Annotated in this window: 21 protein-coding genes and 1 other RNA gene; 8 read left to right on the top strand and 14 right to left on the bottom strand. The window is 38.4% G+C overall.

Annotated elements, in window-relative coordinates:
* Positions 1–74: 74 nt before the first annotated feature.
* The 13 genes from ybeY to BN200_RS01615 form a co-directional block, all read right to left on the bottom strand.
* Positions 75–551 (bottom strand): rRNA maturation RNase YbeY, encoded by a 477-nt coding sequence (gene ybeY, locus BN200_RS01675; protein ID WP_019220676.1) that lies wholly within the window; start codon positions 549–551, stop codon positions 75–77.
* Positions 552–563: 12 nt separating this feature from the next.
* Positions 564–1,673, bottom strand: a complete 1,110-nt coding sequence (locus BN200_RS01670) for a PhoH family protein (RefSeq protein WP_019220675.1) — start codon at positions 1,671–1,673, stop codon at positions 564–566.
* A gap of 159 nt (positions 1,674–1,832) precedes the next feature.
* Entirely contained in the window at positions 1,833–3,209 is a 1,377-nt protein-coding gene (gene miaB / locus BN200_RS01665) for a tRNA (N6-isopentenyl adenosine(37)-C2)-methylthiotransferase MiaB (RefSeq protein WP_019220674.1), read from the bottom strand.
* A 31-nt stretch (positions 3,210–3,240) separates the two neighbouring features.
* A complete protein-coding gene (gene rimI / locus BN200_RS01660; RefSeq protein ID WP_019220673.1) occupies positions 3,241–3,732 on the bottom strand; it encodes a ribosomal protein S18-alanine N-acetyltransferase in 492 nt (163 codons plus the stop codon).
* Positions 3,732–4,415 carry a tRNA (adenosine(37)-N6)-threonylcarbamoyltransferase complex dimerization subunit type 1 TsaB gene (gene tsaB / locus BN200_RS01655; RefSeq protein WP_019220672.1) on the bottom strand — a complete coding sequence of 228 codons (684 nt, stop codon included), beginning with the start codon at positions 4,413–4,415 and terminating at the stop codon, positions 3,732–3,734. Before tsaB ends, rimI begins: the two co-directional genes overlap by 1 nt.
* Positions 4,416–4,974: 559 nt before the next feature.
* Positions 4,975–6,003 carry a YeiH family protein gene (locus tag BN200_RS01650; protein ID WP_019220671.1) on the bottom strand — a complete coding sequence of 343 codons (1,029 nt, stop codon included), beginning with the start codon at positions 6,001–6,003 and terminating at the stop codon, positions 4,975–4,977.
* Positions 6,004–6,070: 67 nt separating this feature from the next.
* The gene (gene recR / locus BN200_RS01645) at positions 6,071–6,676 is read right to left on the bottom strand and encodes a recombination mediator RecR (RefSeq protein WP_019220670.1); all 606 of its coding nucleotides are present in this window, start codon (positions 6,674–6,676) and stop codon (positions 6,071–6,073) included.
* A 33-nt stretch (positions 6,677–6,709) separates the two neighbouring features.
* Positions 6,710–7,036, bottom strand: coding sequence for a YbaB/EbfC family nucleoid-associated protein (locus BN200_RS01640; RefSeq protein WP_019220669.1), 327 nt, complete (start codon positions 7,034–7,036; stop codon positions 6,710–6,712).
* A gap of 14 nt (positions 7,037–7,050) precedes the next feature.
* Complete coding sequence (locus BN200_RS01635) at positions 7,051–8,994, bottom strand: DNA polymerase III subunit gamma/tau (RefSeq protein ID WP_280109553.1); 1,944 nt, start codon at positions 8,992–8,994, stop codon at positions 7,051–7,053.
* Positions 8,995–9,218: 224 nt separating this feature from the next.
* Positions 9,219–9,316: signal recognition particle sRNA small type (ffs, locus tag BN200_RS08615), an RNA gene on the bottom strand.
* A 979-nt stretch (positions 9,317–10,295) separates the two neighbouring features.
* Positions 10,296–10,703 carry a hypothetical protein gene (locus tag BN200_RS01630; RefSeq protein ID WP_019220667.1) on the bottom strand — a complete coding sequence of 136 codons (408 nt, stop codon included), beginning with the start codon at positions 10,701–10,703 and terminating at the stop codon, positions 10,296–10,298.
* 477 nt (positions 10,704–11,180) lie between these two features.
* A complete protein-coding gene (locus tag BN200_RS01620) occupies positions 11,181–12,044 on the bottom strand; it encodes a prephenate dehydratase (protein WP_019220665.1) in 864 nt (287 codons plus the stop codon).
* Complete coding sequence (locus tag BN200_RS01615) at positions 12,041–12,772, bottom strand: 3-deoxy-manno-octulosonate cytidylyltransferase (protein ID WP_019220664.1); 732 nt, start codon at positions 12,770–12,772, stop codon at positions 12,041–12,043. Before BN200_RS01615 ends, BN200_RS01620 begins: the two co-directional genes overlap by 4 nt.
* A 114-nt stretch (positions 12,773–12,886) precedes the next feature.
* On the opposite strand from BN200_RS01615, the gene BN200_RS01610 reads away from it, so the two are divergent.
* From BN200_RS01610 to BN200_RS01595, 4 genes are all read left to right on the top strand, one after another.
* Entirely contained in the window at positions 12,887–13,444 is a 558-nt protein-coding gene (locus tag BN200_RS01610; RefSeq protein WP_019220663.1) for a c-type cytochrome, read from the top strand.
* 140 nt (positions 13,445–13,584) lie between these two features.
* Positions 13,585–14,706, top strand: coding sequence for a microcin C ABC transporter permease YejB (locus tag BN200_RS01605; RefSeq protein WP_019220662.1), 1,122 nt, complete (start codon positions 13,585–13,587; stop codon positions 14,704–14,706).
* Complete coding sequence (locus BN200_RS01600) at positions 14,706–15,848, top strand: ABC transporter permease (RefSeq protein WP_019220661.1); 1,143 nt, start codon at positions 14,706–14,708, stop codon at positions 15,846–15,848. Before BN200_RS01605 ends, BN200_RS01600 begins: the two co-directional genes overlap by 1 nt.
* A complete protein-coding gene (locus BN200_RS01595; protein ID WP_019220660.1) occupies positions 15,845–17,455 on the top strand; it encodes an ABC transporter ATP-binding protein in 1,611 nt (536 codons plus the stop codon). Before BN200_RS01600 ends, BN200_RS01595 begins: the two co-directional genes overlap by 4 nt.
* Here the strand turns inward: BN200_RS01595 and BN200_RS01590 are convergent.
* Entirely contained in the window at positions 17,401–18,189 is a 789-nt protein-coding gene (locus tag BN200_RS01590) for a molybdopterin-synthase adenylyltransferase MoeB (RefSeq protein WP_019220659.1), read from the bottom strand. The genes BN200_RS01595 and BN200_RS01590 overlap by 55 nt on opposite strands.
* An 88-nt stretch (positions 18,190–18,277) precedes the next feature.
* Here BN200_RS01590 and gshB point away from each other — a divergent pair, with 88 nt between their 5' ends.
* The 4 genes from gshB to pstA all read left to right on the top strand — a co-directional run bounded on the left by gshB (position 18,278) and on the right by pstA (position 23,228).
* Positions 18,278–19,216 (top strand): glutathione synthase, encoded by a 939-nt coding sequence (gene gshB, locus BN200_RS01585; RefSeq protein ID WP_019220658.1) that lies wholly within the window; start codon positions 18,278–18,280, stop codon positions 19,214–19,216.
* Positions 19,217–19,368: 152 nt separating this feature from the next.
* Positions 19,369–20,415 carry a substrate-binding domain-containing protein gene (locus BN200_RS01580; RefSeq protein ID WP_019220657.1) on the top strand — a complete coding sequence of 349 codons (1,047 nt, stop codon included), beginning with the start codon at positions 19,369–19,371 and terminating at the stop codon, positions 20,413–20,415.
* A gap of 63 nt (positions 20,416–20,478) precedes the next feature.
* Entirely contained in the window at positions 20,479–21,939 is a 1,461-nt protein-coding gene (pstC, locus tag BN200_RS01575; RefSeq protein WP_034988844.1) for a phosphate ABC transporter permease subunit PstC, read from the top strand.
* Complete coding sequence (gene pstA, locus BN200_RS01570; protein WP_019220655.1) at positions 21,936–23,228, top strand: phosphate ABC transporter permease PstA; 1,293 nt, start codon at positions 21,936–21,938, stop codon at positions 23,226–23,228. The genes pstC and pstA overlap by 4 nt, the downstream gene beginning before the upstream one ends.
* The last annotated feature ends 46 nt before the right edge of the window (positions 23,229–23,274 follow it).

The following is a 23,274-nucleotide window of genomic DNA, read 5'->3' as shown; positions in this document are numbered from 1 at the left end:
ATAAGAGAGGCATAGGGTACTTTAAATTGTATGATGGTGATATTGACTTTAAAAATTAATTTTTATCATTTTTATTAGGATAATTCAGCATAGGGATCCTTAATGGAAAGCTTTTGAAGAATTTTTCTTTCGAGTTCTTCCATGTGATGGGCTTCTTCATTTGTTTCATGATTATAGCCAAGCAGATGAAGAATACCATGGACAATCATATGCGTTAAGTGGTCCTGAAATGATTTTTTTTCTTTCTCTGCTTCAAGAACGACAGTTTCTCGTGCAATAATGATATCACCAAGCATGGGTCCAGGAGAATCTCCGGCTTTAAGTGGAAAAGCAGGAAAGGATAACACATTGGTGGGTTTATTTTTGCCACGCCATTGTGCATTGATTTGTGCCATATGTTTGTCATCCGTAAAAAGCAAGCTGATCTCGCTTACAACATTTTCCAATGAAAGATGATGCATTGTCGTTTTTAATGCTTTTTCTGTGATGTTATAAAGCATTTTCTCGTCATTCCACTCGGCGCTCTCAACAATGATATCAATTGTAATCATAACAAATTAAATTCACTTCTTTGCTGAGGAGTATGAGAGAGGCATTTTTTTGTTTTGTGCTCGAGAATCCCGATCATAAGCACGAACGATAGCGGCAACAAGGGGATGGCGTACAACATCTTTTTCATCAAAACGAATAATTGTAATATTTTCTACATTTGAAAGAATACGAATTGCTTCGATTAAACCGGATTTTTGTCCTGTTGGCAAATCAATTTGGCTCACATCACCGGTAACGATCATACGTGCACCTTCTCCAAGACGGGTGAGAAACATTTTCATTTGCATGGGTGTGGTATTTTGCGCTTCATCTAGAATGATAGCGGCATGAGCAAGTGTGCGCCCACGCATAAAGGCAAGAGGAGCAATTTCTATGACACCAGACGCGAGAATGCGTTCTACTTTTTCAACGGGCATCATATCATAAAGGGCGTCATAAAGCGGACGTAAATACGGATCGACTTTTTCTTTGAGGTCACCAGGAAGAAAGCCGAGATGTTCTCCAGCTTCAACGGCCGGACGTGAGAGAACAATACGTTCAATGATGCCACGCTCTAAAAGCATTGCAGCATGAGCAACAGCGAGATATGTTTTGCCTGTTCCTGCTGGTCCTATTCCAAAAACAAGTTCAGTGGATTCCATTGCATGGATATAAGCATCTTGTGTTGGAGTTCTGGCATGGATTGTTTTTTTATGGGTACTTAACCGTGCGGGTATACGTTTTGCTGTTGCTTGTGTTTTTGTTAGCGATTCCTGCTGGTTATGTGGCAAATTTGCCATGGCAATCGCTCCTTCTATATCCGCTAAAGTAAGTTCTTGATGTGTTTTAACGCGTTCATAAAGCTGCTGTAATACAGATTGTGCCTGCTTTGAGGCCGTTGTTTTTCCATGGATTAAAACTTCATTGCCACGTGGATGAAAACTAATTCCAAGTTTTTGCTCGATATAAGTCAGATTTTCATCGAATTTACCGAATACTGCTTTCGCATATTTATTATTTTCAAAAATGAGCACAACATGATCACTATTTGATGTGCTTTCTTTTTCCGAGATAACGGTATTTTCAGAACAAGTCCTTATTTTCTCTTTAATGCGTTTTACTTTTTGGGTTGAACCTTTCAACCTATTCTCCCATATTTAGCAAATATTGCACACTTTTTAGATAAACTGTATAAAAGACAGTCTCTTTTTCATAGAGTGCAAACTTTAGATGTAATCATCATTTTCAAAAATAAAAGAGCTTTATAAAAATCCATTGTAAACAAGGCATGAGAGATCTGCTTATACATTTGCCATTTCACCAACAAAACTATTTGAACTTGTATTTTTAATATGAATTTGGATTACGCTGCCTGTAGAGGCTTGTGTATCGACGACAACAGGTAAAAGCCAAGGTGAACGCCCTACCATTTGTCCCGAGTGACGACCAGCTTTTTCGATAAGAACATCTGTTTTTTGACCAATTTTAGAACGCAAAAATGCATTTTGCTGCTCTAGGAGAAGGACTTGTAAATGTTGAAGCCTGGCATCTTTTACAGTTTCCTCAACATGATTTTTCATTGTTGCACCAACTGTTCCAGGTCGAGGTGAATATTTAAAAGAGTAAGCTGAACTGTATTTCACTTGTTTAATAAGTTTAATAGTTTCTTCAAAGTCTTTATCTGTTTCTCCTGGAAATCCTACAATAAAATCGCCTGAAAAAGCAATATCAGGTCGTGCGTTGCGAATTTTTTCGATAAGCTGGAGATAATGAATACTTTTGTGCTGACGGTTCATCGCTTTTAAAATGCGATCTGAACCCGATTGTACAGGCAGATGCAGGTAAGGCATCAATATGTCAAGGTCTCGGTGTGCGGCAATCAGACTGTCATCCATATCTCGTGGGTGGCTAGTTGTATACCGCAAACGCTTTAAACCATCCAGTTTTGCAAGATGATAAAGGAGATCACCAAGCCGCCAAGTTTTACCATGTGCATTTTGTCCATGCCAACCATTCACATTTTGTCCCAGTAGCGTAATTTCTTTAACACCAGCTTCAATAAGTTGGCGGGCTTCCTCGGTAATTTGCTCCACAGATCGTGATATTTCGGCACCGCGTGTGTAGGGAACAACACAGAAAGTACAAAATTTATCACAGCCTTCCTGTACTGTTAAAAATGCACTAACGCCGCGTTTTCTTACAGCACGTTTATTATGAGGTGGTAAATGAGCAAATTTATCTTCAACAGCATAGTCTGTTGCGACAATTTTTTTGCCCTGTTTGGTTTGTTCTAATAAATCCGGCAAACGGTGATACATTTGCGGTCCAATGACAAGATCCACTGTTGGTGCACGGCGCAAAATTTCACTTCCCTCTGCTTGTGCAACACACCCAGTCACACCAACCATCAAGGGGTTGTCAGGTGTACGTTCTTGACGCATGACACGCAAGCGACCAAGATCTGAATAGAGCTTTTCTGCTGCTTTTTCACGGATATGACAGGTATTAACAAGAATAAGGTCAGCGTCATCTGGTGTTTGTGTCGCGACATAACCCTGTGAACTAAGACTATCAGTCATCCGTTGGCTGTCATAAACATTCATTTGACATCCATAGGTTTTAATAAAAACCCTTTTAGGAGCAACAGGAGGGATATTTTTAGGATTTTCTTTATTCATAACGCATTTCTAAATGTTTTTTATGCAAATCTCAATCTATTTGCTTAAGAGTTTTTTGCATAACGATTGCATCTGTGCGGCTATTTTTTGATGGGTAATAGGCAAAGCGTTTAGCAATTTTTTGAAATTCGAAACCTTGATAAAGGTTCAAAGCAGAAAGATTGGTTTCTTCTACCTCTAAGAAGAGTTTTAGAGCGCGCTCGTTGTGGAGATGGCGAAGCGTGCTATCAATAAGCAAGGTGCCAATTCCTTGTCGACGAAAATCAGGGTGAACAGCAATTGTGATGATTTCGGCTTCATCAAGAATGAGACGGCAAAGGCAAAAGCCTAAAATTTCATCAGGTTTTCCGATAAGAGAGGTTTTGTACCCGAAGATAGATTGATCTGTTAAGAAATGATCAAAAGTCTGTTTTTCCCAAGCAGGAACAAAACAATGCTGATGAATTTGATGAAGATGAGCACTATCATTAGCTTGTAGTGGAGCAATCCAAAAACGCTTTTTTTTCAATAAAAATTTAGACATTATTTTTTTCGTGGTAAAGCAAAACCAGTTTGTTGTTTTGCGTCAGCACTCCGTAAATAGAGTGGACAAGGGCGGTCTTGAGGTTTTTTACTTTCAGCAAGGTAAGCATAGCTTACAAGATCAGCTGCTTTGCATAAGTTTTGATCGAATACGATGTCTTTGTTTACTTTTTTGTTTTTAATATGCAGAGCAATAATATCAGCTGCTGGACCAATTAATCTCGTTTGTTGCGGTAAATCTTCAATGATATTTTCAATTGTTTTTAATCCTGGTGCTCCCAAAGGGATGAGATCTTCACTGAAGTTTTGATGGTAGAACATGTCTCTACCAGCTTCAATAACAACGGTGATTGCTAATCCAGAATTTTTATTGCTTGCTTGCACGGCTAATGCTTCAAGTGCACTTACCCCAACAGCTGGTATTTCGAGCGCTAATGACAAAGCACGTGCTGTTGAAACACCTACACGCACACCGGTAAATGATCCAGGACCAATATTGACAGCAATGCGATCAACTTGATCAAGAGTCGTATTCGCTTGATTGGTGACTTGTGCGATGTATCCAATAAGTTTTTCGGCATGTCCTTTATTCATACGCTCGCTGATGTGAGCAATGACAGATTTCTGACGAGTGAGCGCAACAGCGCAATAAATTGAAGCAGTGTCTAGAGCAAGGATAAGCATAGAAATATTTTAGTTAAATAATATGATAAACAAAAGACCCCTACAGTGTTTTTTCATCTTTTTTATTTTTGGGTGCGTTTTGCAATATTTAAAGAAGGTTGCTAGGGAAAATAAGCAGCAATATCTTGTCTTATAAGATGTGGTGAGTGTTGATTTTTCCTCATTCTACCCTGTTACAATACAGAGTGAGTAAAAGCAATGTGAAAGAAAGAAACTATGAAATCCCCTTTGTTTATTTCCTAAGTCAAGAGCATATTTCGTAAGCCTTTTGTAAAAACATACTTTTGTGAGAGCCAATCAAATAAAAAAGCGGCATTGTTTTTATAATGAATGCTGTATTTTTGTATTACACTGTTTAATTGCAAGCAATTGTCTGCTGAAAAGCCGTTTGAATAAGCAGTTTTACAGCTTTCTACTTTTGCACCTAAGTTTAAAGTGATTTGATTTTTTATATAATTTGTAAAAATGATAAAGAGAGTTTTGCAATTTTAACCTGTTTTGATAAAAGAGCTGCTTCAAGCTGAATTGAAAAAAGCAAAAATATTTAAAAACACATGTTTCAAAAAGTTATATGGTTTAAATCATTCAATTGTATCATGAGAAGACTGCAAGCACCGAGGATAAGTATGGAGCAGGTTGAAGCGAGAATGACACGCCATCCTGCTTTTTTTAAGGATCGGATATCAACGTTCAAACCTAATGCTGCCATTGAAATGACAGTGAATAATTGAGCGATAAATCTAATGGGGATGAGAGTCCTTTCAGGGATAAGACCACTTGAGCGGATAAGCATCATAAAAATAAAACCAATGATGAACCATGGGACGAGAGTGTGTAGGCGCAATCGTGTTTGTGTTGATCGATGATAGAGGATTGACAGAGCAAAAATAAGAGGACCTAACATGAGAACGCGCACCAGTTTAACAACTGTTGCAATTTGAACACTCACAAAAGAGACAGATGCTGTTGCTGCTAAAACCTGTGGTACAGCATAAACAACCATGCCGGAAAGTACACCATATTGGCTAAATGATAAATTCAGAAATGGATGTAAAAAAGGGAGAAGTAAAATAATAAGAACCCCTAAAAGAGCAGTAAAAGCAATGGATGCCGCCACCTCTTCATGTTTTGCTTTAATGACAGGTGCAACAGCGACAATTGCGGAATTGCCACAAATGGCATTTCCGCAAGCGACGAGCATTGCTAAATGCGAAGAAAGTCCGAAAAGTTTGCCGATGGTAAAGCTGAGGATAAGTGTGACAAATATGACAAATATGATACTCGCAAGTAAATTCCAACCGGCTGAAAGAACTGCATTAACGCTAATGCTTGCGCCCAGAAGAACAATAGCAATTTCAAGAAGCGTTTTTGCACAAAAAATTATACCTTTTTGAAAATATTTTGGCAAAGGAAAACAACTACCGATAATGGATCCTAAGAGAATTGCCAAAACAAGGCTTTCAAGCCATGCTTGCGTGAAAAGCTGTTTTTCTATGACTTCTAAACCATAAGCTAACGCTGATATGAGTAAACATGCTAAGACACCAGGAGCAAAGTCGTTTAAAAGTGCAAGATTTTTTTTTATCATTTTAATGTTTTCCCCCATAAATAAAGAAATAATAATAAATGAAAAAAGATAAGGTAAGAGAAAAAAATTAAAGATTTGTTCTTGCTTGTAAGGCTGCTGCTAAAGTTCCATCATCAAGATAATCAAGTTCGCCTCCTACAGGCACACCATGAGCAAGTCGGGTAACTTTAACTGAAAAATTGGAAAGCTGATCAGTGATATAATGCGCTGTTGTTTGTCCTTCGACAGTTGCGTTGACAGCGAGAATAATTTCTGTAATTTGGTTTTCTACAACGCGCTGTATTAAAGGAGCGATGTTAAGTTCGTCAGGACCTATTCCATCTAAAGGAGAGAGTCTTCCACCTAAGACATGATAACGTGCTGCTAAAGTTTTTGCGCGCTCCAAAGCCCACAGATCAGCAATATCTTCAACAACAATAATTGTTGCATCATCACGGCGTGGATCTGTACAAATCGAACAAGGATCAATTGTATCGACATTTCCACAAATAGAACAAATACAGACCTTTTGTACAGCTGCTTGTATTGCTGTTCCTAAAGGTTCCAGCAATGTTTCCCTTTTTTTGATAAGATGAAGTGCAGCACGACGTGCTGAACGCGGACCAAGACCTGGTATCCGCGCTAAAAGCTGAATGAGACGCTCAATCTCAGGTCCTGCAATATGTTTAGACATACTCTGGTTCCAAAGGATTCAGTAAAATTTGGCTCACGAGAACGGGAGTTTGAAACCGGGTGGAAGTGGCAGACCTGCTGTCATGCTTTTAGTTTTTTCTTCCATAGCAATTTCAATCTTTGCTCTCGCTTCATTATAAGCAGCCATAATCAGATCTTCAAGGATTTCAATTTCTTCAGGTTTGAGTAATGAAGAATCAATGTTGATTGCTGTTATGGTATTTTTACCGTTTAGGGTGATGCTAACAAGTCCACCACCAGCAGTTCCCGTCACTTGCAGATCAGCCATTTCCGCTTGAATTTTCTGCATTTTTTCCTGCATTTCTTTGGCTTTTTTCATCATATTCATCATATCACGCATAGGAAGAGGTATCCTTATTCATCATTGATATCATTTTCATCTTTAAAGGTATCGGCATTTTTAAAGCTATTAGAGAGTAAATCAAGATCGTTTTCTTGTTTATTGAGGCGAATATCGACAATTTTTGCTTCTGGAAAATGAGAGAGGATTTTTGCAATATCAGGATCTGCTTCTGCATTGGAAAAAAGCGTCCTTTGAACAGCTATACTTTCTTCTTGTAGGGTTGGTCCTCCTCCTTCATTAACAAAGGTTATAGTCCATCGTTTTTCCGTCCACTGAGACAGCATTTTTTTTATATCACGCCCAAGAGAATGGGGAGCATTTTCAGCAATTCTTAAAGTGATATGTCCTGGTTCAAAAGAAACAGGGTGCACAAATTCTGTCACAAGAAGTTTAAAAGGGATCTCATTATACTGTTCAGCTAATTTAACAATATCGTGCAAAGAATTAATCACTATAGTTTTTGGTTCAGTGATTTGCTCTGTTGTGTGCGTGGAGGAATGCGGTAAATTTGCACTATTTTGAAGAGGTGCAAAAGATTGAGAAGTTTCAAGAGTTTCTGTGACTTCAGAGGAGTGAGAGCTTTCGAGGCTTTGAACTTTGAGGGAATTTTCTGATTGTAATGAACAGTCTAATTGGTTTGCCAGGGATGTTTTGCAATCTGGCTGGTGTGATGATGTGTTTGCAACTTGTGAAGGAGGATAGGCGTTTGCAGCTTCTATTTTCGTTGTCTTATTCGCACTTGTGGACTCTTGATGAGGAGAATTGGAAACGATTGTGAGAGGTGTTTTTTCTTGTGTGATTTTTTTTAAAGCTTCATCAAGGGTTGGCAGATCTGTAACATGAGTAAGGCGAATCAATAACATTTCAGCAGCTTGAAGTGGGCGCGCGGTTTGATTCACTTCCTGTAAACCTTTCAGTAACATTTGCCAGTTTCGGGATAAAACAGGAATAGAGAGTTTTTTTGAAAAATCTAAGCTTCTCAAACGCTCATCTTCAGTAAGCGAGAGATCTTCCACTATCTCTGGTGTGAAACGTAAACGTGTGACCAGATGGTTGAAATCGGCTAATTCTGTCAATATGGTAAGGGGATCAGCACCGGCATCATATTGGCTACGTAATTCATGGAGTGCATTGACAATGTTGCCTTTCATGATGAATTCAAAGAGATCAATAATACGAGCTTGATCAGCTAAGCCTAACATGGTGCGTACTGCAACAGCACTGATTTTTCCATTGCTATGAGCAATTGCTTGATCAAAAATAGAGAGTGCATCCCGTGCGGAGCCTTCTGCAGCGCGTGCAATCATGGAGAGTGCTTGCTCTTCCACTTCCACATTTTCATGATGAGCAATTTGGCGCAAATGCGCACTCAAAGCTGTCGATTCAATACGCCGTAAGTCAAAACGCTGGCAACGTGAAAGGATCGTAATAGGAACTTTACGAATCTCTGTTGTTGCAAAAATAAATTTTACATGCGGTGGTGGTTCTTCAAGCGTTTTCAATAAGCCGTTAAATGCCTGTGTTGAAAGCATGTGCACTTCATCAATAATATAAACCTTATAGCGTGCAGAAACAGGACGGTAACGTATTTGTTCAATAATTTCACGAATATCATCAATACCCGTATGGGAAGCAGCATCCATCTCGATGACATCAATATGGCGTCCTTCAATGATTTGCGTGCAATGTTCACCAAGTGTATTCAATACAGTTGTTGGCTGGTCAATATCTTTGGTTTTATAATTGAGTGCACGTGCTAAAATACGTGCTGTTGTGGTTTTTCCCACTCCGCGAATTCCAGTGAGCATCCATGCTTGTGCAATGCGTCCTGTTTCAAAAGCATTTGTGAGAGTGCGCACCATCGCTTCTTGACCAATGAGGTCGGAGAAATTTTGAGGTCGATATTTACGAGCAAGAACGCGATAGGTTGTTTCTACTGACATATTTTTCATCAATGATTCCAACTTTAAAGCGTTTGTGGGACACTTATCAATAACACGCAAGGTAAACTAGTACTTTACTCTAATATAAAAGGATTTTTCCTCAATCAATTTATTTTTTAAGGAGTGAAAAAATAGGCTTAAAGACAACCACAATCTCTTTAATTATACACAAAAGTGACTCTGAAAATTGAAAAGAGAAACTGAAAAACAACAAAAACATAACTCACCGAGTTAAAATAGGAGGTCGGTACGATGACCCGTACCAGAACTCGTTAGGGCTGCTTCTTTCCAGACCTGACCCGGTTGGCGAGCAGTACGTCCACCACCAACCTCCCACATTTATATTGTCGATTTAAAGTGAAAAATCAAGCTAGGAAATGAAGAATATCGAGAGAACGATTAAAAATTTTTCCTTTGAGATTAATTTGTATATTACACATTACAAATATGCTTGCGATTATTGATCAAGATTTATGCAAACAGCTATTCCACAGTGATTGCGTATAAAGAGAGCATGCACTTTTTTTGATACAATGGTTTTGAATAGAGAAAATTCTTGTTGGCTAAGATGAGGGGTTGAGTGACAGAAGGCGTATTTTATAGATTTTCTAAGCGAATTACGGAAAATTTGAAACAGCAAAAGAGAGTATAAAAGTATAAGAAGAACCTTCAATGAATTGAAGTTAAAAAATAGGGCAAAAAAGATTGTTTTTTAATAGCGCTATTGAATTCGTATCAGTATTTCATCGCTTTAAATAATGAATGCATTCTTTAACAGTGAGAGAAAAAAGAGTAATCTTACTTTGATTAAGCTTACATAAATGTAGTCTGAAACGCAGTTTGATTGTGAGTTTTTGCATGACTAAAAAGGAAGCTAAGATTGCTCGTGACTACTGCTGTATTCATTTTACTCTTAGAATGTAGGATATAGCTGGTTTTACATTCTACTTTGGTCAGATATGGAACAAACTTAAAGATTTTAAATGGAGCTTTTTGTTATTTTTCTGTTTGTGTGTATGATTGATAGAGGGTGGGAAGTCTGTAAAAATTATGAAAAGAGCCAACTCCAAAGTTGGAGAGAGTGTTTTTATAAAGAGAATTGGCTTTTGTAACGAAAATACGAGAAAATCCAATTTGTTCAAAAAAACTTTTAATATTTTACTTTAATAAATACTTTGATTTTTTGGGACAAAGATTAAAAATTCGAACTTATAGAATCTTAAGTTTTGAAAATTCACTACGCCTGATCGCAAAAAAGGTCTACCAAGTAATGGGATAGACCTCTTCGAACTTAAGAGCTCTTAGAAAGATTATTAATCATAATCTCCTGTATCACAATTTATTCCAATAACTTTTTTCTTCGTAATATTTTTAAAAGTATAATGTCCTGACGAAGGGAAGCTTAAATCAAGAGATTTTACACCGTTAAGTGTAAATACCTTATTTTCTTTATCATGCGTTATTTTCTTTTCATCGTCAGCTACGATTTTTAATTTATCTAAGTCAGAAGGAGTAGAATACGATAAAGTAAATGACACTTTTTTTGGTTTGAAGGCCTTGCAAGCATATTCAACGCCTTGACGTACTGTATCACTTGCTTCAATAGTAACACTTTCATTTAGAGCAAAATTCCATTTTTTTTCACTAAATCCAGCAAATACAACAGTGGAGTACGCAAGAATATTTGCAGCGATTAATCCTTGAGTAAAAATTTTTTTCATTATATTTTCCCCTCTTATCCTAAAATACTCATTCATTATAAATCAGTTTTTATAAATATGAAAGATTGAATTTAACTCAGAAATGCAAAGCTAAACTACTCTTTTAGCTTAAAAAAAACTCTTACAATTATTCCATTTTGCGATAAACTATCCTAGAAGTATCGTTTGTGTTTTCAGGGAATTATCTCTTATGAGGGATATGAATGGTCATAGAAACTGTTTGTTTTTGGTGCATAGGTTGTTTCTTTAGTATTGGTTTCGTTTTGGCTGGATTGATGTCCATTTTTTGCAAGAATGTTATAGGGACACTTTGAACATTTTGATAAGGGATGCTGCCGCTTATTTTCTTCTTCAGTATTCATAATGAAAAGGGGTTTAGCAGAAAAGAAAGACTTTTCTTCCAAGGAATATTGTATCATGAGAGATCTTCAGGATGTCCTTCAATGTCCGTGAGAAATTGTGCAATTTAATTGACTTTTATATGTGTGATCTCCAATCACTTTTAGCAGGATAAACGCCAATAATGCGCAATTCAGCAGAAAAGAAAGACAGTTCATCTAGTGCTAGTTGCATCATGGGATCTTTAGGGTGTCCTTCGATGTCGACAAAAAATTGTGTTGCATTGAAATTGCCACCAATTTGGTAGCTTTCTAATTTTGTCATATTGATCCCGTTTGTAGCAAATCCTCCCATAGCTTTATAAAGTGCAGCTGGGACATTGCGGACTCGAAAAAGAAGGCTCGTGATAATTTTTTCGCCGTTTTGGGGTTTGGGCACATGCCGTCGGGAACGTGAGAGGATAACAAAACGGGTAATATTATGAGGGCTATCTTCAACATTTCTTTCAAGAATATCAAGTCCATAAAGTTCTGCTGCGATCAGAGGTGCTAAGGCGGCTTGTGAACGATTTCCGTTTTTTTTAACAAATTTTGCAGCTCCAGCTGTATCAGCAGAAGTAATAGGTTTCCAACCATTATTACGGATGATTTTACGGCATTGTGCAAGAGCGTGCGCATGGCTGTGAACTGTTTCAATTTCTTTATGTGTAACGCCGGGTAACACCATGAGTTGAAAATGAATAGGCAAAAAATATTCATCAATAATATAGAGAGATGAGTGTGGTAAAAGGTGATGAATATCGGCAACGCGACCAGCAAGAGTATTTTCAATAGGAATCATAGCAAGATCAGCTTGTCCATTTTCCACAAAGTTAAGCGCGTCTTCAAAAGTTGTTGAGGGTATGGCTTCCATATTAGGAAACATATTAGAACAAGCAATATGGGAATTAGCGCCATATTCTCCTTGAAACGAGATCTTATTGGTTTTTTTTAGTGTCTTCATGCTAAAATCTTGCGTACCCTCTCAAGATCACGTTGCGTATCGACCCCTAAGGGAATTGTATCAATGATCTCTACATCAATACGCATATTATGCTCTAATGCGCGTAATTGTTCAAGTTTTTCACGTTGCTCGAGTGGAGAGGATTTCAGCGCTACAAATTTCTCAAGCGCTTCGCGTCGATAGGCATATATTCCAATATGATGGTAAAGAGGACCATCCCCATAAGGGGCTGTCGCGCGGGTAAAATAAAGAGCACGAAAGCGATTGTGAGAAAGCGGTGTGCCAATAATTTTGACGACATTCGGATCTGTTTTTTCATCTTCTTCAATGATTTGTGCACCCAAAGTTGCAATATCAGTTAAGCTATTTTCTAGAGGGCGTAAAGCACTGATGATTGCATGGGGTGTTATTGTTGGCAGGTCACCTTGTACATTGAAAATGGCATTGTAGCGTCGTTCAGGATCAATATGGCTTAAAGCTTCATAAATGCGATCAGATCCAGATTTATGATCACTGCATGTCATGATACATTCATGTCCATAAGCTGTAACGGCTTTGGCAATATCATTATGATCTGTTGCAACAATAGTACGTCCTAACGCAGCTTTTTTTGCTTGTTCCACAACATGAACAATCATTGGTTTTCCAACGATTTCTGCCAGAGCTTTTTGAGGAAGACGGGTTGAACCTATACGGGCAGGAATGAGAATAATTGGTTTAAGAGCCATTGAAAAGTTCCAAATGCCGTGTATGATGTATTTATAATGCTATTTATTATTATGTATTATATGGAAAAAGCTTAAACTGAAAGCGGGAATGATAATAGAGATATCTGAATTCTTATGAATCGCTCAACAATTGCCTATTTTGTTTTTTCTTGCTTATTCTTACTGGTTATCTTGGTGGGAATTTCCACACTAAGCGACATGATTTATGATAATTCTACATTGGTTCAGCCTTCTAAAGTTATAAAAAATGACAAGCTCAAAGAAAAGCAAAAGACGCCTGATACTTCTTTATCACTAAACGATCGTCTTCAACAAGGCAATCTTGAGAATGGGCGTAAGATTTTTCGGCAATGTGTTCTCTGTCATACCGCGGGGCGTCATGATGCTAGTCGTGTTGGTCCAGCACTTTGGGGGATAGTTGACCGTCCTTTAGCAGCTAAAACAGATTTTGCTTATTCACGTGTATTGCGTGCAAATTCTGATAAGAGATGGGATTTTGTAACTTTAGATCGTTACTTGCAATCACCACGTGAAGCATTTCCAGGAACAATTATGTCTTTTCGTGGTATCAAAAATGACCAAGATCGTGCCGATCTTTTGCTTTATTTACGGGGTTTATCCGATAATCCTGTTCCCTTGCCGATGGATAAGAAAGAAGACGAACCAGGCTGAACCACGCTAGACGCGCCTATTTTTTGAAGAGGCGCAATGGTTTTTTTGTTTGTAATTTGAGTTTCATAGATTTATCAAAAAAAAGTATATCATTATTTTAAATTGACTAGGTTGGCTATATCGGAAAGTGAAAATAAAAAATGGTAGTCTATATTCTCCGGCGTCTTTTTCTGCTTATACCGACACTGATTGGTATTTTAACAGTAACCTTTGTTATTATTCAATTTACGCCAGGAGGACCTATTGAAAATATTATTGCTCAGTTACAAGGAACAGGCGGTGATGCTATAGGGCGAGTGGGTGGGGGGAGTGATCTTGGTCTTTCTTCTGAGGTTGTTTTGGACGGTGCAGAGGTTGAATCGTCTTCTTCTGGAATTTTTAAATATCGTGGTGCACAAGGATTAGATCCAGAATTTATTGCTAAACTTGAAAAGCAATTTGGATTTGATAAACCGCCTTTGGAACGTTATTTAACAATGCTTGGTCGTTATCTACGTTTTGAGTTTGGCGATTCTTATACACAAGGACGTTCAGTTATTGAACTGATTAAGAGTGCTTTACCTGTTTCTCTTTCGCTTGGGTTTTGGCAATTGTTGATTTCATACTCTATTTCTATACCATTAGGTATTCAGAAAGCTCTAAAAGAGGGTGCACCTTTTGATGTATGGACAAGTGCACTTATCATTATTGGCTATGCTATTCCGAATTTTCTCTTTGGTATTTTTTTAATGGTTTTTTTCGCTGGAGGGTCTTTTTTTAATTGGTTCCCATTAGGCCATTTAACATCTGATAATTTTGACCAATTATCCTTTGGTGGTAAAATATTAGATTACCTTTATCATTTGGTTCTACCATTAACAGCAATGATCATTTCTTCGTTTGCAACAACGACCTTGCTAACAAAAAATTGCTTTTTGGAAGAAATTCGTCAACAATATGTTGTTACAGCACGCGCTAAAGGTTTGAGCGAACGCTCAGTTCTTTATGGACATGTTTTTCGTAATGCAATTTTAATTGTGATTGCTAGTTTTCCTGCAACTTTTATGGCATCATTTTTTAGCGGGTCTTTGTTGATTGAAATGCTCTATTCATTGAATGGTATGGGACTTTTAAGTTATACGTCTATTGTCAATCGTGATTATTCTGTTGTATTCGCTTCTCTTTATATTTTTTCGCTCATTGGTCTGACTGTGAGTCTCATTTCTGATATCGTTTATATGTTCATTGATCCGCGTATTAATTTTGATAAAAAGGATTTGTGATGCAAGAGACAAAAGGTGAATGTCCGCAAAGTTTTAAGTTGCAGAAAGAGCCTTTTTTTTCTCCACTGAATGTACGTCGTTGGCGCAATTTTAAACAAAATCGCCGCGGTTGGTGGTCTTTATGGCTCTTTTTATTTTTATGTTTTTGTTCTTTTTCGGCAGAGTTCATTGCCAATGATCGTCCCATTATTGCTTCTTATAAAGGGGAACTGCTTTTTCCTGTTTTTTTTGAGTATCCTGATGAAAAATTTGGTGGAGATTTAGCTGTAGCAGATTTTCGCGATCCTTTTATTCAAAATGAAATTGCTCAGCATGGTTGGGCACTGTGGCCACTGGTGCATTATTCTTACAAAACAGTTGTGGGGAATAGAACGGTAGCATTGGCTCCCCCTTTTTGGCTTCAAAGTAAAGAGGAACGTTGTATCAATTATGCGCAGGGAAGCGCTGATCCAGAATGTACGATAAGTCGGTGGAATTGGCTTGGAACAGATGATCTGACACGTGATATTTTCGCCCGCGTTTTATACGGTTTTAGAGTATCGATAGTTTTTAGTATTCTTTTAACGGTTGTTTCCACTATCATTGGTGTAACAGCAGGGGCTATTCAGGGATATTTTGGTGGTTGGGTTGATTTAATCTTTCAGCGCTTGATTGAAATATGGTCTTCAGTACCTTCACTTTATCTAGTTATTATCATGGCTGCAGTCTTGGCGCAGGGCTTTTGGGTGTTATTGGGGGTTATGCTGCTTTTTCAATGGGTGACATTGGTTGGTGTCGTGCGAGCAGAATTTTTGCGTGCGCGTAATTTTACCTATGTTGATGCCGCACGTGCTTTAGGGGTGCCTAATAGCACCATTATGATGCGGCACTTATTACCTAATGCGATGGTTGCAGCTTTGACCTATATGCCTTTTTTATTAACATCAGGTGTTTCATTACTTACATCACTTGATTATTTGGGATTTGGTCTTCCTCCTGGTTATGCGTCTTTAGGTGAATTGATGCGTCAAGCTACCACTAATTTGAACGCTCCTTGGATTGGTATTACAGGGTTTGTTGTTATTGCTGTTATGTTGTCGTTGTTGGCGTTTATTGGTGAAGCAGCGCGCGACGCTTTTGATCCACGAAAGACATTACAATGACAAATTTGCTTTCAGTTCGTGATCTTTCTGTTGCTTTGTACCAAGGGCAAGAACAAAGATATATTCTTGAACAAGTTGCTTTTGAAATTAAAGAAGGGGAGACAGTTGCTCTGGTGGGAGAATCTGGTTCTGGAAAGTCGGTAACAGCACTGTCTATTTTGCAATTATTACCTTTTTTGAAAACGCTTTATCAATCGGGAGAAATTCTCTTTAATAATGAGAATTTATTAAAGCAGAAAGAAGAAGATTTACGAAAAATTCGTGGTAAAGATATTGCTATGATTTTTCAGGAGCCAATGACCGCTCTTAATCCTTTACATAATGTAGAACGCCAAATCGGTGAAGTTCTTAGAATGCATGCAGATGTGACAAATCAATCACTGCGTGCGCATATTATTGATTTGCTAACAAAAGTAGGAATTCATGAACCACAGAAACGTTTAGAGTCCTTTCCTCATGAATTATCAGGTGGACAACGGCAACGTGTGATGATTGCAATGGCGCTTGCTAATAGTCCACGGTTATTGATTGCTGATGAGCCAACAACGGCACTTGATGTTACTGTTCAAGCGCGCATTCTTAATCTTTTGATACAACTTAAAAAGCAAAACAATATGTCGATGCTTTTTATTACTCATAATTTAGCTGTTGTACGTCGTATTGCGGATCGCGTTTATGTGATGAGAAAAGGAAAAATTGTTGAAAGTGGTCCAACCGATCAATTGTTCGCAAATCCTCAAAAGTCCTATACAAAGCAATTGTTAGCAGCAGAACCTAAAGGACATCCTCTTCAAGCGAACAAAAATGCGCCCATTTTAATGCAAGGTAAGAAAGTTCGTGTCTGGTTTCCGATTAAAAAGGGTCTCTTGCGGCGCACAAAGGGGTATGTAAAAGCCGTGCAGGATGTAGATGTTACGATTCATGTTGGTCAAACACTTGGTGTTGTGGGGGAATCGGGTTCAGGAAAAACAACATTAGGACTTGCACTGATACGGATGTTATCTTCCAAGGGACAGATTATTTTTGATGATATGGACATTAGCAATTTTACTTTTAAGAAAATGCGTCCTTTGCGCCGTCATATTCAGATTGTTTTTCAAGATCCTTTTGGTTCACTTTCTCCGCGTATGTCTGTGAATGAAATTGTTGCTGAAGGGTTATCAGTTCATGAACCACAGCTTTCTTATTCTGAACGCAATGATCGTGTGATTGAAGCGTTACATGAGGTTGATCTCGAACCCTCTACGCGTCATCGTTATCCTCATGAGTTTTCCGGTGGACAAAGACAGCGGATTGCTCTTGCACGTGCAATCATCCTCAAACCTCGCTTTATTGTGCTTGATGAACCAACGTCTTCTCTTGATGTAAGTGTACAGGCACAGATTATTAATCTTTTACGTCATTTGCAAAAAAAATATCATTTGGGTTATCTTTTTATTAGTCATGATTTAAAAGTTGTCAAAGCGCTTGCACATGAAGTAATTGTTATGCGCAATGGAGAAATGGTTGAACATGGCTCTGCTGATCGTATTTTTTCTTGTCCCCAAAATTCTTACACACAAAGCTTGATGGCTGCTGCATTCGCACTGGAATCTGATCGTTTATAAGTAATGACCTTAAATTGCGCTGACAATCCATTATAGAGGAGAATTTTTCCCACTAAGGGTTCACCGATGTTTGTGATAAGTTTAATGGCTTCCATTGCTTGGAGTGTTCCGATAACTCCGGGTAAAATGCCGATAATCCCAGTTTCAGAACATGTTGGGAAAGTGCTGGGAGCTGGTGGATTTGGGAATAAATCACGATAATGAGGATTATTGTCTTTATAAGGCATAAGCACCGTCAATGAGCCCTCAAAACGCCTTACAGCACCGCTTATTAATGGTTTAGCACATTGGGCTGCATGATCAGCAAGAAGATAGCGTGTGGCAAAATTATCACTCCCATCAACAATGATGTGGTAGGCGTTGAGCAGTGTATCCACATTACTTTTCTCTAAGCGTAGGGTATGTTTTTCAACCGTAACATGAGGATTTATTGCGTTTAGAGTGGCTTTAGCACTGTCGGTTTTACATTGGTTAAGTGTGTTTGTGTTATGAATCACTTGACGTTGTAAATTGGAAAGCGAAACGATGTCGTCATCAACAATTCCAAGGGTGCCAACCCCAGCGGCAGCCAAATATGTAAGAACAGGAGCACCAAGACCGCCAGCACCAATAACCAGAACACGTGCAGCTTTGAGCTTTTGTTGTCCCACACCACCAATTTCAGGCAAAATGATGTGGCGTGCATAGCGTTCGATTTCTTCACTGCTTAATTTTGTATTAGCTTCTTGTATCATAGGCTTTCTCTTGTCATAGTTCTTTTATGGTTTACTAAGTTTATGGCGCATAGACTAGTCCGCTTTCAGTTATAGGGAGGTTTTATTCATGAAGGTTGCCATTCAAATGGATCATATTTCAACACTTAAAATTCAAGGAGATACAACATTTGCCCTTGCTTTAGCAGCACAGGAACGTGGACACACTCTCTTTCATTATACACCAGATCGTTTATCTATGCGCGATGGTTGTGTGATTGTAAAACTAGAAGCATTGACAGTACATGATAAAGAGGGGAATCATTACCAATTGGGGCAGCCTATCCGCACGAAGTTGATGGATATGGATGTAATTCTTTTACGCCAAGATCCTCCCTTTGATCTCAATTATATCACCACGACTCATTTATTAGAACGTGTTCATCCCAAAACATTAGTTGTGAATGATCCGGCATGGGTGCGTAATAGTCCAGAAAAGATTTTTGTCACCGAATTTCCTGATTTAATGCCGGAAACATTAATTACGAAAGACATTGAAGAAATAACGGCTTTTAGGGCTACCTTTGGGGACATTATTGTCAAACCACTTTACGGCAATGGGGGGGCAGGTGTTTTTCATTTGAAACAGGATGATCGTAATTTAGCATCGCTGCTGGAAATTTTTGCAAAAATTTATCGTGAACCTTTTATTGTTCAGCGCTATTTGGATGATGTGCGAAAAGGGGATAAACGGATTATTTTACTTGATGGTGTGCCTGTTGGAGCAATTAATCGAATTGCTGCACAAACAGATATGCGCTCTAATATGCATGTTGGAGGGCGTGCAGAAAATATTGATTTAACAAAACGTGATTATGAAATTTGTGAACGCATTGGTTCAGATTTAAAGGAACGTGGTCTTCTTCTTGTAGGGATTGATGTCATTGGAGATTATATAACAGAAATCAATGTAACATCTCCTACTGGAATTCGTGAAATTAAGCGTTTTGGTGGCACGGATATTGCGCATCTTTTTTGGGATGTCATTGAGTTAAAGCGTTCAAATTAAATTTTTTTGCGACAAAAGCTAAAAGATGATTTTATCAGAAAAATTATGAATATTGTTTTTTTATGTTTGTTATGCTGCTAATGTGCATTAGAATTCAGATGACCATAGAGTACGAACAAGAGGTCTTGATACACATGCGAGGGAGTTTATGGATGATCAGATTATTATCCGTTGGAGTGGGAGTGGTTTTTGCGGTTTTGTTTTCAGTGAATGTTGGAAATGCACGCGAACAAATTCAGATGACTGGTTCGTCTACCGTTTTACCGTATCAAAAAATTGTTGCTGAAGCATTTGGAGAAATTTATCCACAATTTAAGGTTCCTGTTATTGAATCGGGTGGAACAGGGGCTGGTATTAAAGAATTTTGCCGTGGCATTGGGGGGAATGCAATTGATATCGTGAATGCTTCGCGTGCAATGAAGCCCAGTGAATTACAGTCTTGTTTCGATGCTGGTGTAAAAGATGTTGAAGAGATACGCATTGGATATGATGGCATTGTTTTTGCAACAGATATAAATGGTCCTGATTGGAAATTACAGCCAGTGGATGTTTATAGGGCGCTTGCTGCTCGGATTATAAAAGACGGAAAATTGGAGCCCAATGACGTTTCAAAATGGAGTACAGTTAATAGTACTCTTCCTGATTGGACGATAGCAGCTTATATTCCTGGAGAAAAGCATGGAACGCGTGAAGTTTTTGAAGAAAAACTGTTAGCTGCCGGCTGTAAGGAGAGTGGTGCAGTGGACGCGATGAAGTCTTTGGGGATGGATGATAAGGCAATACACGCTGCTTGTGTTGCAGTGCGCAAGGATGGTAAAGCCATTGATATTGATGGTGATTATTCTGAAACATTTGCGCGTCTCACTTCTAATAAAACAGGGGTTGGTGTTTTTGGTTTGTCTTTTTATCAGAATAATGCTGATAGACTAAAGGTTGCAGATATGAGTGGTTTTACGCCGACTGTTGAAACAATCTCTAATGGCCAATATCCAGTTTCTCGTCCACTTTTCTTCTATGTTAAGAAAGCGCATTTAGGTATTGTTCCAGGTTTGCGGGAATATGTAGACTTTTTTCTTTCTGATCAAATGATTGGTCCCAATGGTCCACTAGCTGAATATGGCTTGGTTGTTGCTTCTGAAAAAGAGCGCCAAGCGCAGCGTTCTGCTTTTTCTGCTGGTAGAGTGATGAATTTGAAATAATTTTCTGTATTTACTGGTGTAGGAGTTTTTTGTGCGACTTTTTTATAACACTTGAAAGACAATATGCGCATTTCCTTCATTATTTTTTTGTTATTCATTCTTGGGTGTGTTGGCTTTTGTATTTCTTATATGCGAGCCCGCACTCTTGAATACACACAAGTCAAGATGCATTCTCGTGCCTGTTATTACAGCTGGTGGACCTTTTTGATAACTGTTCTTCCAGCTCTTGTTTTTTTAATTTTTTGGGATGGTGGCAGCGCAATTTATTTAGAGTATAGCACCTTTCGAGAGGTTGAGGCATACAGTAAACATGTAACAAGTCTTGTTAATCATGATCTTATTGTGGAGACTATTCGAAATCTGGTCAAAAGACTTCATCACTTTGAAGGCGATCTTATCAGCGCCTCGTATGAAGAAGTGCGAGCATGGTTATTAGCAAAAGGATTTGTTTTTCCTCATAAAGCATCAGATGCTGTGTTAAGGATAGCACAGTCATTGGTTAATTCTTCTGAAAAGTTAAAGTTTATTGGTCATTGTGTCCTTTTTGTCATTGCATCTTGTGGTTTTATCTGTGGAATTATGCAAATTTCTCCACATCAGCGTGCGCGCAATAAAGTTGAGTGTTTGATTGTTATTGGATTGGTTTGCGCATCTATCGTTGCGGTTTTGACGACAGCTGCTATTGCACTTTCTATGTTCTTTCAAACGGTGAGTTTCTTTCAGTCTGTACCCTTTTCAAACTTCTTTTTGGGAACGGTTTGGGATCCACGTTTTTCAGCGAGTGGTTCGGAGAGTGAAGTGGGGCAATTTGGTTTAATACCGTTGCTTGCGGGCACACTTTATATTGCATTTGTAGCAATGCTTTTTGCTGTGCCAATAGGATTATTTTCAGCTCTTTATATGGCTGAATATGCTTCGGCTCGATTACGATCAATAGTAAAGCCACTGTTAGAAGTTCTTGCGGGTATTCCAACCATTGTTTATGGTTTTTTTGCTTTGAAGGTTGTCGGACCATTCTTACGGGATCTCTCTGTTTCTCTTTCTGGTGGTGTTGGTTTTATTATGGCACAAAGTGTTTTGACCGCTGGAGTTGTGATGGGAATTATGTTGATACCTTTTGTTTCCTCTTTATCGGATGATGTTATTACGGCTGTTCCGCGTATTTTACGGGAGGGATCTTATGGTTTAGGTGCAACGCAATCTGAAACGATTAAAAAAGTTGTTATACCTGCAGCGCTTCCGGGGATTATGGGAGCAATTTTGTTGACAGCATCACGCGCAATTGGAGAGACGATGATTGTAGTTTTAGCGGCGGGTGTTGCGGCTAACTTAACACTTAATCCCTTCGAAGCAATGACTACGATGACGGTTAAGATTGTGAATCAATTGACGGGTGATTTTGAGTTTAATTCCCCCCAAACGCTTGTTGCTTTTGCTTTGGGAATGACACTCTTTATTATGACTCTTTTGATGAATATTCTTGCTCTTTATATCGTACGTAAATATCGGGAACAATATGAATGAATGAAGATTTTTCTTTGTCTCGTCGCAATATTGGCCTCAAACGCCGATATTGGGCAGAGCGTCGTTTCCGTGCGTATGGTTTGATTGCCATTTTTATTGGTCTGTTTTTTTTATTTGCACTTTTATGGTCTGTTATTAGTCAGGGATATACAGCTTTTTTTCAAAGTGAAATGACATTATCGATTTATTTGGATGAGAAGGTCATTGATCCAAGTGGTCAGCGTTTGGCAAATCCACAGGTACTTATAACAGCTAATTATCCTCTTCTTGTACGCAATGCTTTGGCAAGAAAGCTTGATATAGATCAAAATGATCATGCATCATTGCGGGATATTAACCGTATGTTTTCAAATAGTGTACGTGTTCAATTGCGGGAAATGGTGACAAAGAATCCACAACTGATTGGTACAACGCAAAAAATCAAAGTGTTGGCAGCAGCGGATATTGATTCTGCTTATAAAGGACAGATTGATTTGCATGTAGCAGAAAAAAAACGCAAAATTTCTAATCGCCAAGTAGAATGGATGAGACGTTTAGCACATGATGGTACGCTTTATAAAACATTTAATTTTGGTTTTTTTACATTTGGTGCTTCAAGTCGTCCTGAGACTGCAGGATTAGGTGTTGCGATCATCGGCTCTCTTTATATGATAGTTATCGTTTTAGTGCTTTCACTTCCAATAGGGATAGCAACGGCTCTTTATTTGGAAGAATATGCACGTAAAAATAAATTTACAGATTTTATAGAGGTTAATATCAATAATCTTGCCGCTGTTCCTTCGATTGTTTTTGGTCTTTTAGGACTTGCAGTTTTTGTGAATTTTTTTGGATTACCACGTTCAGCCTCTTTTGTTGGTGGCCTTGTATTAACTCTTATGACGCTCCCAACAATTATTATTGCAACACGCTCTGCTTTGCGTGCTATTCCTTTTTCTATTCGTGCAGCAGCCTTAGGATTGGGTGCATCGAAAACACAAGTAGTTTTTCATCATGTTCTTCCTTTAGCGGCTCCTGGTATTTTGACTGGTACGATTATTGGTGTAGCGCAAGCGCTAGGTGAAACTGCGCCTTTGCTTTTGATAGGAATGGTTGCTTTTGTTGTAAATATTCCATCTACACCTATGGATCCTGCAACAGCTTTGCCTGTGCAAATTTTTATGTGGGCAGGGGAAGCAGAACGCGCTTTTGTTGAAAAAACGTCGGGTGCTATTATCGTATTAATGATGTTTCTTTCTGTTATGAATATTTCTGCGGTTTTGTTACGTCGACGATTTGAACGCCGCCAGTAACTTTTATAAAGTAGGAAATTCGATAATGTGTGTATTTTAAAATAAG

It is taken from the genome of Bartonella senegalensis OS02 (assembly GCF_000312545.1).
Taxonomy (GTDB): Bacteria; Pseudomonadota; Alphaproteobacteria; order Rhizobiales; family Rhizobiaceae; genus Bartonella; species Bartonella senegalensis.
The sequence above is the reverse complement of the archived record's forward strand: the minus strand, read 5'-3'. Positions and strand labels throughout refer to the sequence as shown.

Coding starts and splice junctions, on each gene's coding strand:
- BN200_RS01595 (WP_019220660.1), top strand. CDS start 15,845: ATGACAAATTTGCTTTCAGTTCGTGATCTTTCTGTTGCTTTGTACCAA.
- miaB (WP_019220674.1), bottom strand. CDS start 3,209: ATGAATAAAGAAAATCCTAAAAATATCCCTCCTGTTGCTCCTAAAAGG.
- BN200_RS01615 (WP_019220664.1), bottom strand. CDS start 12,772: ATGGCTCTTAAACCAATTATTCTCATTCCTGCCCGTATAGGTTCAACC.
- recR (WP_019220670.1), bottom strand. CDS start 6,676: ATGTCTAAACATATTGCAGGACCTGAGATTGAGCGTCTCATTCAGCTT.
- gshB (WP_019220658.1), top strand. CDS start 18,278: ATGAAGGTTGCCATTCAAATGGATCATATTTCAACACTTAAAATTCAA.
- ybeY (WP_019220676.1), bottom strand. CDS start 551: ATGATTACAATTGATATCATTGTTGAGAGCGCCGAGTGGAATGACGAG.
- BN200_RS01580 (WP_019220657.1), top strand. CDS start 19,369: ATGATCAGATTATTATCCGTTGGAGTGGGAGTGGTTTTTGCGGTTTTG.
- BN200_RS01630 (WP_019220667.1), bottom strand. CDS start 10,703: ATGAAAAAAATTTTTACTCAAGGATTAATCGCTGCAAATATTCTTGCG.
- BN200_RS01600 (WP_019220661.1), top strand. CDS start 14,706: ATGCAAGAGACAAAAGGTGAATGTCCGCAAAGTTTTAAGTTGCAGAAA.
- tsaB (WP_019220672.1), bottom strand. CDS start 4,415: ATGCTTATCCTTGCTCTAGACACTGCTTCAATTTATTGCGCTGTTGCG.
- BN200_RS01590 (WP_019220659.1), bottom strand. CDS start 18,189: ATGATACAAGAAGCTAATACAAAATTAAGCAGTGAAGAAATCGAACGC.
- BN200_RS01650 (WP_019220671.1), bottom strand. CDS start 6,003: ATGATAAAAAAAAATCTTGCACTTTTAAACGACTTTGCTCCTGGTGTC.
- BN200_RS01610 (WP_019220663.1), top strand. CDS start 12,887: ATGAATCGCTCAACAATTGCCTATTTTGTTTTTTCTTGCTTATTCTTA.
- BN200_RS01605 (WP_019220662.1), top strand. CDS start 13,585: ATGGTAGTCTATATTCTCCGGCGTCTTTTTCTGCTTATACCGACACTG.
- rimI (WP_019220673.1), bottom strand. CDS start 3,732: ATGTCTAAATTTTTATTGAAAAAAAAGCGTTTTTGGATTGCTCCACTA.
- BN200_RS01620 (WP_019220665.1), bottom strand. CDS start 12,044: ATGAAGACACTAAAAAAAACCAATAAGATCTCGTTTCAAGGAGAATAT.
- BN200_RS01640 (WP_019220669.1), bottom strand. CDS start 7,036: ATGCGTGATATGATGAATATGATGAAAAAAGCCAAAGAAATGCAGGAA.
- pstA (WP_019220655.1), top strand. CDS start 21,936: ATGAATGAAGATTTTTCTTTGTCTCGTCGCAATATTGGCCTCAAACGC.
- pstC (WP_034988844.1), top strand. CDS start 20,479: ATGCGCATTTCCTTCATTATTTTTTTGTTATTCATTCTTGGGTGTGTT.